The sequence below is a fragment of the Kaistella yananensis genome, from assembly GCF_026107505.2.
GTDB classification, from domain to species: Bacteria; Bacteroidota; Bacteroidia; order Flavobacteriales; family Weeksellaceae; genus Kaistella; species Kaistella yananensis.
In genome coordinates this window covers 427,033-444,337 of the sequence record NZ_JAPCHZ010000001.1, presented here as the reverse complement: position 1 = coordinate 444,337, position 17,305 = coordinate 427,033, and the positions used below count along the sequence as shown (strand labels likewise).

At 36.9% G+C, this 17,305-nt stretch carries 14 protein-coding genes; 5 read left to right on the top strand and 9 right to left on the bottom strand.

Translation table 11 applies throughout. The annotated features are described in order from the left end of the window. Positions 1-34: 34 nt before the first annotated feature. Genes recO through OK344_RS01925 form a run of 4 tightly spaced genes read right to left on the bottom strand, consistent with a single transcriptional unit; the run spans position 35 to position 4,723 of the window. Positions 35-724 carry a DNA repair protein RecO gene (gene recO, locus OK344_RS01940; protein WP_265143193.1) on the bottom strand — a complete coding sequence of 230 codons (690 nt, stop codon included), beginning with the start codon at positions 722-724 and terminating at the stop codon, positions 35-37. Beyond that, complete coding sequence (gene porZ / locus OK344_RS01935) at positions 724-2,958, bottom strand: type IX secretion system anionic LPS delivery protein PorZ (RefSeq protein WP_265143192.1); 2,235 nt, start codon at positions 2,956-2,958, stop codon at positions 724-726. The genes recO and porZ overlap by 1 nt, the downstream gene beginning before the upstream one ends. A 51-nt stretch (positions 2,959-3,009) precedes the next feature. Next, positions 3,010-3,960, bottom strand: a complete 951-nt coding sequence (locus OK344_RS01930; protein ID WP_265143191.1) for a bifunctional metallophosphatase/5'-nucleotidase — start codon at positions 3,958-3,960, stop codon at positions 3,010-3,012. Continuing rightward, positions 3,953-4,723 (bottom strand): 5'-nucleotidase C-terminal domain-containing protein, encoded by a 771-nt coding sequence (locus OK344_RS01925; RefSeq protein WP_265143190.1) that lies wholly within the window; start codon positions 4,721-4,723, stop codon positions 3,953-3,955. The genes OK344_RS01930 and OK344_RS01925 overlap by 8 nt, the downstream gene beginning before the upstream one ends. A gap of 109 nt (positions 4,724-4,832) precedes the next feature. On the opposite strand from OK344_RS01925, the gene dapA reads away from it, so the two are divergent. Further along, positions 4,833-5,705 carry a 4-hydroxy-tetrahydrodipicolinate synthase gene (gene dapA / locus OK344_RS01920; protein ID WP_265143189.1) on the top strand — a complete coding sequence of 291 codons (873 nt, stop codon included), beginning with the start codon at positions 4,833-4,835 and terminating at the stop codon, positions 5,703-5,705. Between the two features lie 48 nt (positions 5,706-5,753). On the opposite strand, the gene OK344_RS01915 is transcribed toward dapA, so the two are convergent. The 3 genes from OK344_RS01915 to OK344_RS01905 all read right to left on the bottom strand — a co-directional run bounded on the left by OK344_RS01915 (position 5,754) and on the right by OK344_RS01905 (position 8,462). Next, on the bottom strand, positions 5,754-6,479 hold the full coding sequence (locus OK344_RS01915; RefSeq protein ID WP_265143188.1) for an ABC transporter substrate-binding protein: 726 nt from the start codon (positions 6,477-6,479) through the stop codon (positions 5,754-5,756). Positions 6,480-6,487: 8 nt separating this feature from the next. Further along, positions 6,488-7,807, bottom strand: coding sequence for a magnesium transporter (gene mgtE, locus OK344_RS01910; protein WP_265143187.1), 1,320 nt, complete (start codon positions 7,805-7,807; stop codon positions 6,488-6,490). 85 nt (positions 7,808-7,892) lie between these two features. Then, positions 7,893-8,462 carry a pyruvate decarboxylase gene (locus OK344_RS01905; RefSeq protein ID WP_265143186.1) on the bottom strand — a complete coding sequence of 190 codons (570 nt, stop codon included), beginning with the start codon at positions 8,460-8,462 and terminating at the stop codon, positions 7,893-7,895. 174 nt (positions 8,463-8,636) lie between these two features. Between OK344_RS01905 and rpsO the strand changes: the two genes are divergently transcribed. Beyond that, positions 8,637-8,906 (top strand): 30S ribosomal protein S15, encoded by a 270-nt coding sequence (rpsO, locus tag OK344_RS01900; RefSeq protein WP_088467840.1) that lies wholly within the window; start codon positions 8,637-8,639, stop codon positions 8,904-8,906. 69 nt (positions 8,907-8,975) lie between these two features. Here the strand turns inward: rpsO and OK344_RS01895 are convergent, their stop codons facing one another. Beyond that, positions 8,976-9,218 (bottom strand): GlsB/YeaQ/YmgE family stress response membrane protein, encoded by a 243-nt coding sequence (locus tag OK344_RS01895; RefSeq protein WP_088467841.1) that lies wholly within the window; start codon positions 9,216-9,218, stop codon positions 8,976-8,978. Between the two features lie 476 nt (positions 9,219-9,694). Between OK344_RS01895 and OK344_RS01890 the strand changes: the two genes are divergently transcribed. Continuing rightward, positions 9,695-12,037 (top strand): polyribonucleotide nucleotidyltransferase, encoded by a 2,343-nt coding sequence (locus tag OK344_RS01890; protein WP_265143185.1) that lies wholly within the window; start codon positions 9,695-9,697, stop codon positions 12,035-12,037. Between the two features lie 422 nt (positions 12,038-12,459). Here OK344_RS01890 and OK344_RS01885 read toward each other — a convergent pair whose 3' ends face one another. Further along, entirely contained in the window at positions 12,460-16,551 is a 4,092-nt protein-coding gene (locus OK344_RS01885; RefSeq protein WP_265143184.1) for a PGAP1-like alpha/beta domain-containing protein, read from the bottom strand. Between the two features lie 177 nt (positions 16,552-16,728). On the opposite strand from OK344_RS01885, the gene OK344_RS01880 reads away from it, so the two are divergent. Next, positions 16,729-17,064: a HopJ type III effector protein gene (locus OK344_RS01880; RefSeq protein WP_265143183.1), complete on the top strand. Its 336-nt coding sequence runs from the start codon at positions 16,729-16,731 to the stop codon at positions 17,062-17,064. A 57-nt stretch (positions 17,065-17,121) separates the two neighbouring features. Continuing rightward, positions 17,122-17,247: a hypothetical protein gene (locus OK344_RS01875; protein ID WP_262484627.1), complete on the top strand. Its 126-nt coding sequence runs from the start codon at positions 17,122-17,124 to the stop codon at positions 17,245-17,247. Positions 17,248-17,305 lie beyond the last annotated feature (58 nt).

The window sequence follows — 17,305 nt, the reverse complement described above, 5'->3', positions numbered from 1 at the left end:
GTTCCTCAAAAATGAGGAACTTTTTTTTATCCCGTTATTCGTAAATCTGTCGCAAAACAGCCAAAGAATTAGGGGTATAGAATCCCGAAAAATGCAAGTGATAATAAACCATCAGCGAATCGAGAAAAGCATTTCTTTCTGCTCGCTGAAGCTTAATTGAGTAGGTTTGGGGCGCAGTTAAAAAACGCTTCCAAAGCTGTGAAATTTCTTCAGTAAAAAGTGGATGAGAAATTTGGTCTCTGAAAACTCCTGATTCGGGGTCCAAATATTTTTCGTCTTTAAAAAGCGGTGCAATTCCAGAAATTTTTAAAAAATTAAAAATTAACGATATATGCGAATTATGGTTATTGAGGGCAATTTCATGCATGAACTCTTCTATTTCATTAAAAGCCAAGTCATTCTGATCTTCTTCCCTTAAAATCTGATGAAGAAAATCTGCAGTAAAGAACAGGACTGAGTTGATCTTCACATCATTAAAATCGTGGATACCGGCAGAAAGTTCGATTTTTGATGCCGTTGAAATTCCTTTTTGAGCATTGGGTTTTGAGACCGTGATGTTTAGAAGATTTAATGGAAGAAGATAAGGTTTCTTTTTATTTTTTGAAGAATAAATGCCCCGTGCAAAAAAACTCTGGTAGCCTGTATCTGCCGAAAAACAATGCAGCACAGCACCATTATCTCCATATTTCACATACGAAAGTAAGTAGCAGGTTTGGGTAAACATTAATTTACTACAGCAATTTTTGCAGTCGCAGTATCGGTTCCGTCTGCATTGGTCATCAGGACAAAATAAATCCCGGACGCTACCCGAACTCCCCGATGGTTATTGAGATTCCATTCGTAATATCCTCCTCTGGAAACAGCCTGATGAACAAGGTTTCCCGCAGCATCTGTAATCCGGATATTGGTTTTTTCAGCCAAACCTCTAATCCGTACATTACCTTTATATTTGGAATAAACCACAGGATTCGGATACACCAATACATCCCCGAAATCTGAAGTGACATTCAGTACATCACCCTGATAAACCATCACTCCATCGAGCGTTACAAAATATACTTTTCCGGTTTTATTGTCAACTTTTATATCGGTTACGCTGTTACTTGGGAGAGGTGAATTTTCTTTTGTAAAATGCATCAGCGTCTGTTCGCCGGTTGAACTCAGATAAAAAACACCGCCATCATCAATTGAAATCCATTTTTGGTTTCCGGCATCCACCTCGATCTGCAAAATGCTGCTGTCGCGGAACAGTTCTTCACCAAGACCGTTTTCTTCAATAATCACAGGTTCTGTCTGTGGATTTTCTTCACTGATAAATGAAGATGGGTTACTGATGATACGGAGACCTATTCTTGTCCCAATCCAGATATCATCATTTTTATCAATATTCGCAGACACCACTCCATCCGCAGGAAGATTATTGTTTTTTCTAAGGATTTTAAAACGGTCATCGCCTGTAACTGCAGGTGTATTTTTGTAGTCGTAAACCAGTAAACCACCTGATGAAAAGAAAGGAGCCGGAATATATAAAATTCCTCCTTTTGCAAATGGCTTCTGCACGAGTCCTGCGGTTACAGAAGAAACGAAGCCAAACTGGTCTGTAGTGGGATTATAGTGATAAAATCCAATTTCCCCGGAACTTCCCTTGGCACTCCACTGTGAAATAAGGAGCTGATTATTTTCGTCGAAAACACAGCCCACAACCCGGTTGTATGCACCACCGGTGTTTGCGTAAATTTTTGCAAACTGATTATCATCCATCCGGTAAATCCCTTTGCTTCCATCTTGAAAAGTATAATTAGTGAAGAAGATTTCTGTAGGTTTTGAAGGATTGATCACGGCATCCAAAACATTGAAAGGAACAGTAGAGTTTCTGAACAGTTCAGGATATACCCAACTCGTTCCGTTAAAGTGATAATATCCTAAATTCCTGTAAATTGGTGTATTAAAACCATCCCGACCTCCGGTAGAAATTACGATCTGGTTTTCGTGAAGATTGATTTTATACGAGGTATTGCTATATGGTCCGTCTGGTTTTAAACTTTCTCCCGCTTCATTTTTTATTCCTGAAATCCTTGTTCCTGCATAAATTTTTGAATCTGCATAAATTGCGGAATTCAGTAGTTCACCGGCATCATAGGATTTAATAAAATTTCCCGCAGTGCTAAAAAGAGAAACTGACGAAATATCTGTAACCACAATATGTTCCGGGGTTACCAAAACATCCTGTATATTAGAAAAACTCCTCGGTAGATTTGAAAATGTAGTACCGTTTCCATATCTCACCGTATTTGTATTAGAATACGCAATAACGCTTCCATTGCTGATATGGCTGTAACTTTCTCCCACTATGGTGTTCCATGTTGAATAGATGGGGAAGGTTACATTTATTTCGTGCGATTTTAAACCGGTTGCGGTAACAGCGTACACCACATTATCTTTAATCACAGCTTCGCGGGCGGCCTCGTATACACCTCCACTGGTGAAAAAGGCAGAGTCACCGAATTCTTTTCTGTCTAAACGGAAAATCGAAACACCATATCCCACAGAAATTACTGCCAAATTTCCTGTAATCGAAATATGATTAATTTTTTTATCTCCAGCGTATCCTGTAGCAATCGGAATATCGACTACATAAGTTATCCCTTCCGGTGTAATTACGTCCATCGAACCATTTTGATAACCTACTAAACCTATTTTGGTTTGTGGATTATAATCAAAAGCAGAAATCTTCACTTCATGCAAACCATTTGCTTTCGAAAGTTTGCTAAGTTCGCCGCTTGCAGGGGTGTAAAAAAATATCCCGTTTTCTGTAGCCGCGATCAGTCTATTTCCATCTTCCCGGATCGCCAAAACATTGTTATAGGAAAACAAATCGCTCCACTTACTGCTCGAAATTACCTGTGCAGAAATTTGTAGCGTACATAAAAGGATTAAAAACGGTAATATCTTTTTCATCGTTCAATTCGTGTTGTAATTTAAGGTCTCGCCTTTTCTTAATATCTCTTATCAGACCAGAATGCTGTCATCTATAACTTGATTATTCCAGGAAATATTTTTTACATTCTTATTTTTGTCGAAATAAAAATTAATTTTCCCTAAAAGCAGTCCGGCCCAACCTACCTGATTTACAAGTACATTCTTGCCGGATTTATTAATAAATGACTGTGGTTCGGGTAAAAAAGTATGGGTATGTCCGCCCAAAATCAGATCAATACCATCGGTCTTTGCAGCCAGAATTTTGTCTGAAATCTTCTTAGGATCATCTTTGTAATCATAACCGATGTGCGAGAGGCAAATGATCATATCACATTTTTTTTCTTTCCGCAAAAATGTAGCATAATGCTGTGCAGTTTCCACAGGATCAAGATAAAGGGTTTCGCCATAGCTCTTTTTGCCAACCAAACCTGAAAGTTCAATACCTACGCCGAAAATCCCGACTTTTATTCCATTTTTATTAAAAATTTTGTACGGTAATGTATGCCCGTCCAGAATGGTATTTTTAAAATCGTAGTTGGAGCACAGAAACGGGAATTTAGCATTTGGCTGAACTTTTTTAAAACCTTCCAGACCATTATCAAAATCATGATTGCCCATCGTCGCGGCATCATAACCCATCATCGACATGAGTTTAAACTCCAGTTCACCGCCAAAAAAATTGAAATACGGTGTTCCTTGAAAAATATCACCGGAATCCAGTAAAAGCACATTTTTTTCTTCACCGCGGATTTTCTGAATTAAAGCTGCCCTTCTTGCAAAACCTCCCTGATTGGGATTTCGGCTGTAGCTGGAATCAAACGGCTCAATCCGGCTGTGCTGGTCATTGGTATGGAGAATTGTAAGTTTATAGTCTGAATTCTGCTCTAAAAATTTAAAGTTTTCCGCCAGCAGCAGATTCGGAGCAAGGGTGAGCGCCAAAGTTCCACCTCCTATCGTTTTCAGAAATTTCTTTCTATCCATCGGTTCTGTTTTTTTTATTTTTAAAGTTTAAGCGGATGTCTTTTGGGGCTGTAATCTCAGGATTTGCCTTGAATTTGTCCAAAAATAAATCCCGAAGCCTTAAACCTGTAGAAATCACTTCTCCCTTCCCGAAAAAAGCCATATTATCTCCGCCCAAAGCCAAATAATCCGAAGTTGCGATATAATAATCCTGCGTCTCGATTACCTCTTTTCCTTTTACAAGGCCTTTGATAACTTTGTCATTATCAGTTTCAATATAGAGATGAGAAACGGGGTTGTTTTTCTGGGTTTTCAGATAATAATCAAAAAGTTCCTGCAGATCCGAACCTTTCATCTTTACAATTACCACTTCGTTTTCGAAAGGCATTACTTCGTACACATGTTTGGTAAGGATATCTCCTGCGCCAATGCTGGATCGTATTCCACCAACATTAATCACCGCGGCGTCAACACCGGCGGGGATTCCGTTTTTTTTCGCCCAGTCATCAGCACCTTCAAAAGTATAATCTGCCAGAAGATTCCCCAGATTGCTGTTATCGCCCTGTTTGTTGAGATCTACCGCAGTGTGCGAAATCTTTGTGTTCATTTTACCTTCCACTTCCTGTTTGTAAGGCTCAATAAAATCTTTAAAATTTTGAGCTTCCGGTAAATCTTTGGAAAGTGAAATATTTTTTTCGGGGCTTACTTTGGCAATATTCAGCGGTGTTTTGCAGGCTGTAAAAGACAAAAACGCTGATGCTATAAGCAGGAATTTAATTTTCATGAAAATAAAATCTAGTGTTGCAAATATAAAGATATGAATATAAACTTATGATTGTTTTTCATAAATTCTTGTTTTAAATTTTGTAATTTTGACTGATAATTATACAACAATGAGCAATTTAAAAGGAGTTGGTGTTGCTTTGGTTACACCTTTTAATGAAGATTTATCCGTAGATTTCGATTCACTTACCAAACTGGTAGATTACAACATCGAAAACGGAACCAACTATCTTGTGGTTTTGGGAACTACCGCTGAGGCCGCAACGCTTTCGTCCGAAGAAAAAAACCAAGTTATCAACCACATTATAAAGGTTAATAACAAACGCGTTCCGCTTGTTCTGGGAATTGGTGGAAACAACACAATGGAAGTAAAAAAGCAAATCGAGGCAACCGATCTTTCAGAATTCGATGCGGTTCTTTCTGTCTCTCCTTACTACAATAAACCGAATCAGGAAGGGCTTTACCAACATTATAAAGTTTTAGCCGAAACGGGAAAAAAAATCATCATTTACAACGTACCTTCCCGGACAGGACAGAACATTGAAGCTTCCACCACACTTCGTTTAGCTGAGGAATTCCCGAATTTAATCATGATTAAAGAAGCTGCACCGAATATCCTGCAGTATTTCGATATTTTGAGACTGAAACCTGCAAATTTCAATTTAGTTTCCGGTGACGACGAATTTACGCTTCCTGTAACACTGGCGGGCGGAAACGGCGTAATTTCGGTGATTGGACAAGGTTATCCGAAAGAATTCTCAACAATGGTTCAGCTGGCTTTTGAAGGAAAAGTGAAAGAAGCTTACGAAATCCACAATAAATTGGTTGAAATCACAAGATTGATCTTCGCGGAAGGAAATCCGGCAGGAATTAAAACCGTTTTGGCAGAATTAGGAATCATCAAAAATTATTTAAGACTTCCCTTGGTGGCAGCAAGCGCAGGTTTGCAGGACAAAATTAAAGCTGAAATGGCTAAATTTTAATCTTATTCTCTAAAATAAATTGAAGGACTTCTTTTTGAAGTTCTTTTTTTATTGGCATTTTTCAACCAAATTTTGAAAATAACCTTCGCACTTCGCAAGTCGGGTTCCGTACCAGGAAAATGATTCACCATCTACCAAAAATATTTTGGCGTCTGGAAGCTCTTTTTGGAGTTCATCAATATGTTTTTGCCGAAACGGAAACGGTTCCGAAGAAAGAAAAATATAATCCGCAGTTTTCAAATCTTCCACTGAAATTTCCGGATATCTTTTATGATCTTTAAAAATGTTTTGAAAACCTATTTTATCCAAAATATCATGGATAAAAGTATCGAAGCCTACGGTCATATAAGGATTTTTCCAAATCAAATAGGCGCATTTTTTCTTTTCTAAAGTGGAAAATTTAGCAAGAATTTCATAGATTTTCAAATTAAATTTCTGAGCGATTTCTTGTTTGCCAAGTAAATTTCCCAATGTTTTTAGAAGGTAATAATTATCTTCTAGATTAGAAACATTGGTCACCAGAACTTTAAAATATTTCTGAAGCTCTTCCACATCTTCTTTTATATTCTCTTCTTTATTGGCGATGATCAGATCAGGTTTCAGGGCCTTAATCTTTGTAATATTAAGGTTCTTCGTGCCGCCAATCACAGATACATTTTTAAGCCGGTTTGCAGGATGAATACAGAATTTTGTTCTTCCGATGATTTCATTTTCAGATAAACCCAAATCAAAAAGGGTTTCGGTAATACTCGGAACCAGTGAAATGATTTTCATAAAAGTTTTTATAGAAGTTTGCCGCTCAAAAGCAGTCCTGCCACAGAAAAATAAATGACCAAACCGGTAACATCAACCAGAGTTGCCACAAAAGGTGCCGAAGAAGTAGCCGGATCCAGTTTAAAACGCTTCAGGACAAAAGGAACCATAGACCCCGAAAGCGTTCCCCACATAACGATCATCGCCAGTGAAATCCCAACGCTTAATGCAATAAATGCCCAATATTGGCCATAGTTGAACCAGCCTGCGTATTGCCAAAGCATGATTCTGAAAAATCCGAAAATGCCTAACATTCCACCAAGCACCATTCCCGTAACAAGTTCTTTTTTAATTACAAGCCACCAGTCTTTAACGGTAATTTCCTGAAGTGCCATCGCACGGATAATCAATGTAGCTGCCTGTGAACCCGTATTCCCGCCACTTGAAATAATCAGCGGGACAAATAAGGTAAGCACTACAGCTTTCTGAATTTCATCTTCGAAATAACCCATCGCCGAAGCCGTTAAAAGCTGAAAGAAAAATAAAAGAATAAGCCAAAAACCTCTTTTTTTAATCATTTCAAACCAGTGCGTTTGGCGGTAAGGTTCGTCAAGCGCTTCCATACCCCCGAATTTTTGGATATCTTCGGTGTTTTGCTGCTCGATTTGGTCTAGGATGTCATCAATGGTAACAATTCCAACCAAAACTCCGGCTTCGGTTACAATCGGAAGCGCAGTTCTGTCGTACTTTTCGAAATACTGCACCGCATCCTCTTTACTCGTGGTGGTGGTAATGGCTACAAAATGATTGTCTGTAATTTCGGAAATTAAAGTATCTTCTTCCGCTAAAAGTAACGAACCGATCGCAATGTCATCAATAAGTTGGTTTCTTTCATCCACCACGTACAGATGGTTCATTGTTTCCATCTTTTTACCGACTTTTTTAATCTGCTGCAGGCATCTTTTCACCGTCCATTCTTTTCGGATCTGGATGTAATAAGGCGTCATGAGCCTCGCAATGGAATCGGAATCGTAACCCAAAAGTTTCAGGGCAATTCTTCTTTCCTGCGGATTAAGGTGATTGATGGAATATTTGATAAGTTCGTCCGGAAAATCCTCAAACAAAGCCGTACGGTCATCCGGCGTCATGGCATTTAAGATTTCTGAAACTTCTTCGCTGCCAATGTTTCTGATGGTTTCTTCCTGAAAATCGGGATCCAGGTGCGAGAACACCTCTGCCTTGTACTGTTTCGGAACTTTCAGAAATGCCAAAACGCGCTCTTTAACGGGAAGTTCGCTGAGCGTTTCTGCAATATCTGCCGGATTAAATATGAGGTCCTGTGTTTCCAAAAAACAATAAATTTTCTGTTGAACTGCAAAAATAGTTCAAAAACTTGCAACTAACGAAATTAAGAATGATTAAAGCGAAGGAATATCAGTTCGCCCCAGAAATTGAATATGTTTTGGATTTACGCAGGTTCTTCCCAAGATTCGTCATTGCACCGGTGGCGCCAATTTTAATTGAATTTTCTGCCGAGCCCAAAATTCTGGCATTTTTGCGGTAGGTGTCGTAATTGGTTTCTGCCAGGAAATTGCCGAGAGAATCGTATAATTTCATACTGATGATCACCTGATTCGAGAAAACATACTTCCCTACTCCTACTTTAAAATACTTAACTTTCGGAATCACCGCGAGTTGCGCATTGTTATTTTTGCAATACTCAACAACTGAATCAACATCCACCGCATCGTAAGGCATGTATGAATCTACCCGCAACATATTATAATTGCGGAAATACTGCGTTTTTTCGGAAACAGCAGCATAAAAAGCGGTGTAAGTGGGCTCTTTAATTTCATCAATATCGGGAAAAACTTCAGGATTGAAATAGATGATATTCTGGTTCTTCAAATCTTTTGCAGCAGTAATATTTTGAGCCGGAAGTGACTGGCAGCCAGTAAAAAACAAAAAAGTGCCTAAAGCAAACAGGTAAAGATGATTCATCATGATTTTGTGTTTACAAAAATACTGCCATTTAACGGAATTGCAATAAGAAAATTAAGATTTTTTTAACATTTATATCTAAGTCTTTACCCTCATTAATGCAATAATATTTTCGTGGAAAAGAAAATTATTGTACTTTTGCACCCGTTACATAATAATCATTAAAATAATATTGGAATGTACTTAACAACAGAAAAGAAGAAAGAAATCTTCGCAAAACACGGAAAGTCTGATGCAGACACAGGAAGCGCTGAAGGACAAGTTGCCCTTTTCACTTACAGAATCAATCACTTATCTCAACACCTTAAAGCAAACCGTCACGATTTCAACACGGAGCGTTCTTTGGTAGCGTTGGTAGGTAAAAGAAAAGCGCTTTTGGATTATCTTAAGAAGAAAGATATTAACCGATACAGAGCGATTATCGCAGAACTTGGTTTAAGAAAATAATCATTTTTCCGAGAAAAATTAAAGCAACTCAATTGAGTTGCTTTTTTATGCTTAAAAGTGTATAATTCATTATACCCTTCTGCCGGAAAAAAGATTAATCACCGCTAGTAAGATAATAGATCCCACAGCTCCGGTTAAAATTTGACCTATAACTGCAGTTCCGAAAGTGGTGCCCAAAAGGTAATATCCTATTACACCACCAATGATCCCTACAATAATGTTTCCGATAAGGCCAAGGCTTCCTCCTTTAAAGATCTGTGAGCCCAGCCAGCCTGCGATTGCGCCTATAATAAGCGTCCATAAAATTCCCATAATAATATTTTTTTAATGATTTCCGGGTTAAATTCCAATATTATGCCACCGGAGACAGCTCTTCTGAGAAAAAATATAATTTCCGCTGCTCAAAATTATTTGTCAAAGGCAACTTTACTGATACGAGTATAAAGAAATCTGCGGGTATATTTCAATCTGTGACCAAACATCCTGCAAAAAAACGCAGTAAAAAAGAATAGTGCAGTCCTCATAACGAAATCAATGCTTTCTATAACGGTGAAACTCTGGTAAGAAGTAAAAAAGAAGACTTCTGTTTTAATATAATTTTCAGGTTTATCGTTTTCTTATCTACCGGAAATTTATTTTACCGGCACGCACCCTTAATGCATTAGTCTTCATTAAAACGGTTTAACATCTAAGATTTTCAGTGATTTTAACTATCTTTGCCTCCGATAATTTAAAACGATTAAATATTAACCGCACTCAATACGGAGTGCCAAAGACGAACAAATTTTATGAATGCTCCACAAGCAATTATTGAAACAATTCAATTAAAAGATGGTAGAGAAATCACCATCGAAACGGGGAAACTGGCAAAACAGGCCAACGGATCCGTAGTAGTAAGAATGGGCGGCACCATGCTTTTAGCAACCGTTGTTGCCAACAAAGAAGCAAGCCCGGGCGTAGATTTTCTTCCGTTAACGGTAGATTACAGAGAAAAATTCTATTCAGGAGGTAAAATCCCAGGAAACTTTTTCCGAAGAGAAGCAAGACCATCTGATGAAGAAATCTTAACGATGAGACTGGTAGACCGCGTTTTGCGTCCGCTTTTCCCGGAAGATTTCCATGCAGAGGTACAGGTAATGATTTCATTGATTTCTTACGATAAAGAAGTAATGCCGGAAGCCCTTGCAGGTTTAGCCGCTTCTGCAGCAATTGCCATAACCGATATCCCTTTCAACGGACCAATGTCGGAAGTAAGAGTGGTAAGAATTGATGGCGAACTTTCGGTAAACCCAAGTATGGTAGATCTTGCAAAAGCTGATCTGGATATTATGGTAGGTGCAACCAAAGATTCTATCGTTATGGTAGAAGGTATTATGGACGAAATTTCTGAGCAGGAAATGATCGAAGCAATCAAATTTGCGCATGAAGAAATTAAAGTTCAGGTTGCAGCACAGGAAAGACTTGCTGAGAGAGTAGGAAAAGCTTTCCCTAAAAGAGAATACAGCCACGAGACTCACGACGAAGAAATTCGTGCTAAAGTGTGGAAAGAAACTTTCGATAAAGTATATCAGGTTGCAAAAACCCCTTCTGCAAAAGAAGAAAGAGGTGAAAACTTCAAAGCTGTTTTAGATGAATTCTTAGCACAGTATTCTGAAGAAGAACTGGAAACAGTGAAGCCTTTCGCTAAAGTATACTTCCACGATGTGGAAAAAGAAGCGATGAGACAGATGATCCTTAACGACAAAATCCGTCTCGATGGCCGTACACCGGAAACCATCCGTCCGATTTGGTCAGAAGTTGATTATTTGCCAGGAGCGCACGGGTCCTCAATCTTCACAAGAGGTGAAACCCAGTCTTTAACAGCAGTAACTTTAGGTTCTGTAAAAGACGCTAACATGGTAGATTCGGTTGCTATTAATTACGACGAGAAATTCTTCCTTCACTACAACTTCCCGCCGTTCTCTACCGGTGAAGCAAGACCTTTAAGAGGAACTTCAAGAAGAGAAGTAGGCCACGGAAACCTTGCACAGCGTGCATTACAGAACATTATCCCGAACGAGAATCCTTATACGATCCGTATCGTTTCTGATATTCTGGAATCTAACGGTTCATCTTCAATGGCAACCGTTTGCGCCGGAACTTTAGCTTTGATGGACGCAGGTGTACAGATTACAAAACCGGTTTCGGGTATTGCCATGGGATTGGTAACTGATCCTGAATCAGGTAAGTTTACCGTACTTTCAGATATCTTAGGTGATGAAGATCACTTAGGTGATATGGACTTTAAAGTAACCGGAACTGCAGACGGAATCACGGCTTGTCAGATGGATATCAAAATCCAGGGACTTTCTATGGACATCATGGAAACTGCTTTGAGACAGGCAAGAGAAGGACGTCTACATATCCTTGGAGAAATGTTGAAAACCATCGACAAACCAAGAGCTGATGTGAAGCCACACGCTCCGAAAATGGAAGTTCTTGAGATTCCAAAAGAGTTTATCGGTGCGGTTATCGGGCCTGGTGGGAAAATTATCCAGCAGATGCAGAAAGATTTCGATACGGTTATTGCGATTGAAGAAATCGGTGAGATCGGTAGAATTGAAATCTCCGGCGTTAGCAGAGAGAATATCAATGCGACCATCGCTGCGATCAACGAAATTACTTTCGTACCAACAGTTGGTGAAGTTTATAACGGTAAAGTAGTGAAAGTTATGGATTTCGGTGCGTTTGTAGCAATTGCCAAAGGTACTGAAGGTCTTCTTCACATCTCAGAAATCGAATGGAGCAGATTAGATAAAGTTCCTTACAGCGAAGGTGATGAAGTGGAAGTGAAATTCATGGGTTATGATGACCGTAAGAAAATGAAACTTTCAAGAAAAGTGCTTTTACCAAGACCTCCGAGACCGGAACGTAAAGAAGGTGAAGGTGACAATCGCGAAAACCGCGAAAACCGTGGCCCAAGAAACGACAGAAGAGACGGTGGCGACAGAAGACCGGGCGGTAATAACCGAGGCGGTAACGACAGACCACAGCATAGTGGCCGACAAAACGAGAGACCTGCCGGCGAAGACACTTTTAAGCCACTGAACGAAGGCGAAAACACTGAAGATGTGAAGCCGGAAGGATTCTAATCTTAGAGATTTATAATAATGAAACCACCTCGATTGAGGTGGTTTTTTTTTATGAGTCCAGGGAATGTGGTGAATGGTGTTGGGTACGGGCGGATTGTAGAGGGTGTACGCCGTGATCTGCTGGATGAGTTTCCGGAGGTTCGCGACATTACGCGCGTGCCCTACTTCTGATTGTGATGCCATAGTTTAAGTTTTTTAGGTTGTTGAGAATCAAATATATTTGAAAATCTGTGACCGCACACGGGTGAAAACACCTAAAGTTGGGATTTTTGTTTTGGAGGGAAAAAGAAACCTCCGAAGCTGGGGGCTTCGGAGTTGTGATTAATAAAGGCCGTTTTTTTTTAGTAGGCTCAAAGTCGGGGGACTTTGCGCAGGGGGGGGGGGGGGGGGGATAATTTAGCTTTCAAGAAGAAATTATTTTTCTACTCGTATTCGTAATAATAATCTTGGAGCCAGGATTTATCATTTTCTGATAAACTGTATCGTAAACTTTCTGAAATTAATGCAAATAATGCTTTTATTTGAAACTGGTTTTTCAGTTCAGTTACCTTATCTATATTTTCCTTTAATTTTTTAACGTTGTGAAATCTGTCCGGTTCCTCATCAATTTTCAATTTCCAATATTCTATAAAGAAAGGCATCATGATGTACAACATAACACTTCCAGAAAAGACGGGGAAGAGATCTTTTATAGCAAAATGACATTCGATAGCCTGTTTTGCGGGCATGGTTATCGAACATGCCATATAACCTAGAAAATGAACATCGTTTAATTCATCTACGTCAAGAGCAGAGATTTTTGCAATCAGATTTTTCGATTCAGCAAGGTTTGATGGGAAATTATCAATAATTTCAAATACATTTTTTATTAAGATATCACTATTAAGAATTTGTTCAAATTTTGAAAACAGATCCTTAAATATCAAGTTAGCCTCGTCAATTTTTATTTCATCTCTTAGAACTCTATATAGCAAACGTATATAGATTGAATTAAATGCTAATAAATTAACTGTGAAACTTAATGAAGACCCATTTACATACTTCTGCAATTCCTTAATTTCCTCCTTTTGCGACTGGGCGACATTATTTTCATAGATTTCGATCTGCTGCTGCACAGCATCTTCATATTCATCTTTAATAATTTTATATCCAATCAAGCTACTAAAGATCATTTTGAAGTGGGTGATTTTTATTTTTTTTTCTAAAGAAAAAACTAAATCTGCCCAATAGCATGCCCGTTCTTTATTATGGATTTCCTCGTAAAACCAAATGAGGTTAGCAATTATAATAACTAGTTTTTCGTCGAAATATAACTCTGAAATATCTTTTGAATTTTCAAAAAACCCTCGATATGGCTCAGTGTGCGTGTCAGATTTTTCTAATTTTTCATTATAGCGAAAATGTTGATAAATATATGAGATTATATTCCCATACCTTAATTGTACATTTTTGTAAGAATTATTATCTTCAAATGTATTAAGTAACTTTTCATAGCCTTCTGATAATGCTATCAGTGAGGCACTTATTTGATTATCCAAATATAATGAGATTGCGTATTCACCCACAATCTTCAAGTACCATAATTCACTAACATATACATTATTTTTTGCAAAATAGTAAGCTTGTTTGGCATATTCTAACGCCTTCTTACTATCGTCTTGGCCATGCAATTTTGATAGAGTCATATACGTATCAATGTAAGTGATATTGTAACGTGGAACTTCAATGCTTTCTATAGATAATAAATATTCAAGGGCTTTATGATTGTTACCTTTATAGAAAAACTGTCTTCCTAGTTCATCAACCATCAAATAAACCGCAATATCCTCTGTAAAATAGGATTTGTATTCGTTATATAAACTTTCAGCTCTTTCGATGTTATGTAGCTTCTCAGATAGAATTCTTATCTGGTATTTAATAGCATATGACTTAAGTATTTCCAGATGAAGTTGATCACTTTTTTCGAAAATAATCGTCAAAGTTTTTATTAACTCTTCCCAATTTTGTTTTGGTTTTTTTTCTTCGACCGAAATAAAATTAGCATATAACCTTTCTGATAGTAAATCAACTTGTTCTCTTTCAAAATTATCAATAGGTATAGATAATTTTGTAATGCTTTTAAACCAATCATCCAAGGAATCGAGGTCATAAATATCCATTAATAACAACCATATCATAACCTCATTGCTCTTGTCAAAATCTTCTGGGAGGGATTGCAATAATTCATTCGGTATGTTGTTGTATGTGTGGCTATTTAAATAATATGAATAATATTTTAGTGCTTTTTTTCCATTCTCCTTTAAATAGCTGTAGGACAATATTAATGAGGGAAAATAAACATCTGTATTTTCTTTAATAGCATTATTCACTAAAACTTCTAAATCATCTCTTAAAAATTTTTTTTGAACTTCGTCCTCTGTTTGACTATATGATTCTAAGAGTAAATGCTGACTTCTGATAAAAAGACGTAGTTGTAAAGACATCTCTAATGGTAAAGCAGTTTTATACCAAAAAAGATCGAATTGCCAATTAATAAAGTAATTATAATTAGTATTTATATACTGTAAAAAGCTCATTAAAATAAATCCTGCATCATCAAACTTTTTGGCAGAAAGATAATACATGATGATATTGCATGCATCAATTTGATTAATTTTTCCCTTACTTAAAATTGATTTACCAAGTTTGTAATTTATATCAAGCACAGTACTTTCAGATAAATCATTTGTTCCTAATCTCTTAATTAGTGGGGATATTAAGTATTCTCTATAATTTAATTGTTGTATCCAGGTTCCCTCAATAAGATTAATTTTCTCCTGTGGATGAGCAATTGTGGGCGAAGATTCGGCGACTATCCTTATTTCGGCAGTCGAAATTTTTGTCTGAACTATGTTAAGCCTATACAAAAGTTCTCTTGTTTCGTGGTCTTGAACTTTGTTGAGTAGTTTTTTTACAGTATCCTTAGTTAAATCTGTGAATATTTCGCCTCTAAAAAACTTTAAAAGTTGATCTTCTTCTACCACCCAGTTGTTGGTTTCTAAATATCTGCATATTATCTGAGTATATATGGGATATCCTTTTGCTATGGTATAAATGAGAGATTTAAAATCAAAATCTTTACTTTTTGGATAGGAGTCAATAATCTCCAGAGTTTCCAACTCATTTAATAGTTCTACTTCTTTTTCGCAAATATTATCAAAGTGAACTGAGGCAATATTATTATGAATCTTGTAATTAGAAGTGGAGATTATTTTTATGTTGCTTTCGAAACAAATATGGACAAAGTCAATAAAGAATTGATCAACTTTAGCATTGGTTCCAAATTCAAATAGATCATCTAAAATTATTAATTTATTCTTCTCTGATTTTAGGGCAATTATTTTTAGATGTAGTTCCTTCTCATCTTTTGAGTCAAATGTTTGCAATATTTTTTGTACAAAAAGATGAGATTTTATGGTTGCACAATTAATCCATATATGTTCTACCTTTAGGTAATCAATTATTAGAAGAACTAATTGTGTTTTTCCTGTGTCATACATTCCATAAATTGCAAGCCAACATTTTTCACAGCCTTCTAAAATATTTCTTACTGTTGCTTCTCGTTTGGAATTGTGTGATGATAATATAGGAGTACTATCTTTTGATATAATGAATTCTTCAAAAGTAGGTACATTAAGTTCTAGTTTCGTGCTAATTTTTTCTATCTCACTTTTTAGATCTTCGGTAGAAACTGATTGCTTAACTGCTTTTTTTTTAAAAGTATCTAATATTGCCTTTTTTATCGAAATGATTAGGGTTGAGTTTTTATTTTCGGGTTGTAATATGCTTGAATGATCGTCATCCGTGTATACGATATCAAAGTCTTTTCCTTTCTCTCTAGCATCATAACCAGAGGAGGAATTATTAGGGACAATGTTATCATTTTTTCCTTGAAAATAAATCGTCATTGGAAGAGATGACCTGTTTGCAGTATTTATCCACTTTCGAGTGACATTATCAATTATTTCGCTTAATGGTGCTAAATCCTTAACATTAGGGTTATTTAAAATTAATTTACCTATGTCAGCTAGTTTAGATCCATTATGGGGAACCGCTAAAGAAATGAATAAGGAAATTTTATTTTTGTTGTCACTAATAAGTTTAAGAATTGCAGCCTTAGCTATCAATCCGCCCATGCTATGTGCAATAATAACTATATTCTCATAATCATTAAACTTGACATCAATATCAGAGTAAAGAATATCTTTTATATCTTCAATAGAAATATTTTTTTTAAATTTCTTTTGCTTTGTAAAAAAAGATAAGCCCCATCTTAGTTTTTTAATTTTATCAGTCAGTTGTGTATAATAGTCAAAATATTCAAAATCAAATTTATCAGATATCGATGAGTCTTCGGTCAGAAAATCTGGAATTCTTTTTTCACCACTAGCCCTATTCCATGTTTCAATACCACCCGTGAAGCCATGTACGAATAAAATTAAATTTTTCTTTTTCTCTGATGCAGAATTCTTCATAGATGTATTACTTTCAACAAATTTAATTTAACTTTTTAATATTTAAATTTTAATTAAATCATATTACAATCTAAAACAATATTTTAGTTATATCAAGTAATAAATACTAATCATAAGTGCCGTAATATAACGTAGAATGTACTTTGATGAATAAACATTATTTTAAAAAAAATTATCATGATCTTAGACCAACTCAAAACCTCCCCGGAAACCATAGACTTTAAAGAAGTTATTGCCTTTATCGACGGAAATTACAGCTTTAAGCCTACCCGATTTACGAACGGTAATACGGTGAATGAGGCGGGGGAAAATAACGGTTCGTGCAAGGTTTTCAGTTTTGCAAAGCTGAAGGGCCTTAACGAAGAGGAAACGCTGGCGCTGTTCGGGGATTTCTACAGAACTGATGTGCTGAAAAATCCTGAGGGCAGCGACCACCAGAACATCCGCAACTTTATGCAATATGGCTGGGACGGAATTGCTTTTGAGGTCCAGGCGCTGGAGGAAAAGGAGTAATCTGCAGAAATGTTTGGCGTAATTCTTGAAACAGGTATTTCATAAAAAATAATTATTATGAATCCAACACTTTTAAGAAGACTCCTGATGTGGGTCGCGCCAATTGCAATAGGTTACGTCGTAAAAAAATACGAAGAGAAACAAGCCAGAAAAAAACAGGCAAAAGCACTGACCACAAACTAGTCGCTTTGAACAACAAAAAATATCCAGCTTACTAACAGGCTGGATATTTTTTTTTGCG

Bases quoted from the DNA above. Each gene is read 5' to 3' on its own strand.
- OK344_RS01875 (WP_262484627.1), top strand. From the start codon at position 17,122: ATGAATCCAACACTTTTAAGAAGACTCCTGATGTGGGTCGCGCCAATT.
- OK344_RS01895 (WP_088467841.1), bottom strand. From the start codon at position 9,218: ATGGGAATTTTATGGACGCTTATTATAGGCGCAATCGCAGGCTGGCTG.
- OK344_RS01890 (WP_265143185.1), top strand. From the start codon at position 9,695: ATGAATGCTCCACAAGCAATTATTGAAACAATTCAATTAAAAGATGGT.
- porZ (WP_265143192.1), bottom strand. From the start codon at position 2,958: ATGAAAAAGATATTACCGTTTTTAATCCTTTTATGTACGCTACAAATT.
- rpsO (WP_088467840.1), top strand. From the start codon at position 8,637: ATGTACTTAACAACAGAAAAGAAGAAAGAAATCTTCGCAAAACACGGA.
- OK344_RS01925 (WP_265143190.1), bottom strand. From the start codon at position 4,723: ATGAAAATTAAATTCCTGCTTATAGCATCAGCGTTTTTGTCTTTTACA.
- recO (WP_265143193.1), bottom strand. From the start codon at position 724: ATGTTTACCCAAACCTGCTACTTACTTTCGTATGTGAAATATGGAGAT.
- OK344_RS01905 (WP_265143186.1), bottom strand. From the start codon at position 8,462: ATGATGAATCATCTTTACCTGTTTGCTTTAGGCACTTTTTTGTTTTTT.
- OK344_RS01885 (WP_265143184.1), bottom strand. From the start codon at position 16,551: ATGAAGAATTCTGCATCAGAGAAAAAGAAAAATTTAATTTTATTCGTA.
- OK344_RS01915 (WP_265143188.1), bottom strand. From the start codon at position 6,479: ATGAAAATCATTTCACTGGTTCCGAGTATTACCGAAACCCTTTTTGAT.
- OK344_RS01930 (WP_265143191.1), bottom strand. From the start codon at position 3,960: ATGGATAGAAAGAAATTTCTGAAAACGATAGGAGGTGGAACTTTGGCG.
- dapA (WP_265143189.1), top strand. From the start codon at position 4,833: ATGAGCAATTTAAAAGGAGTTGGTGTTGCTTTGGTTACACCTTTTAAT.
- OK344_RS01880 (WP_265143183.1), top strand. From the start codon at position 16,729: ATGATCTTAGACCAACTCAAAACCTCCCCGGAAACCATAGACTTTAAA.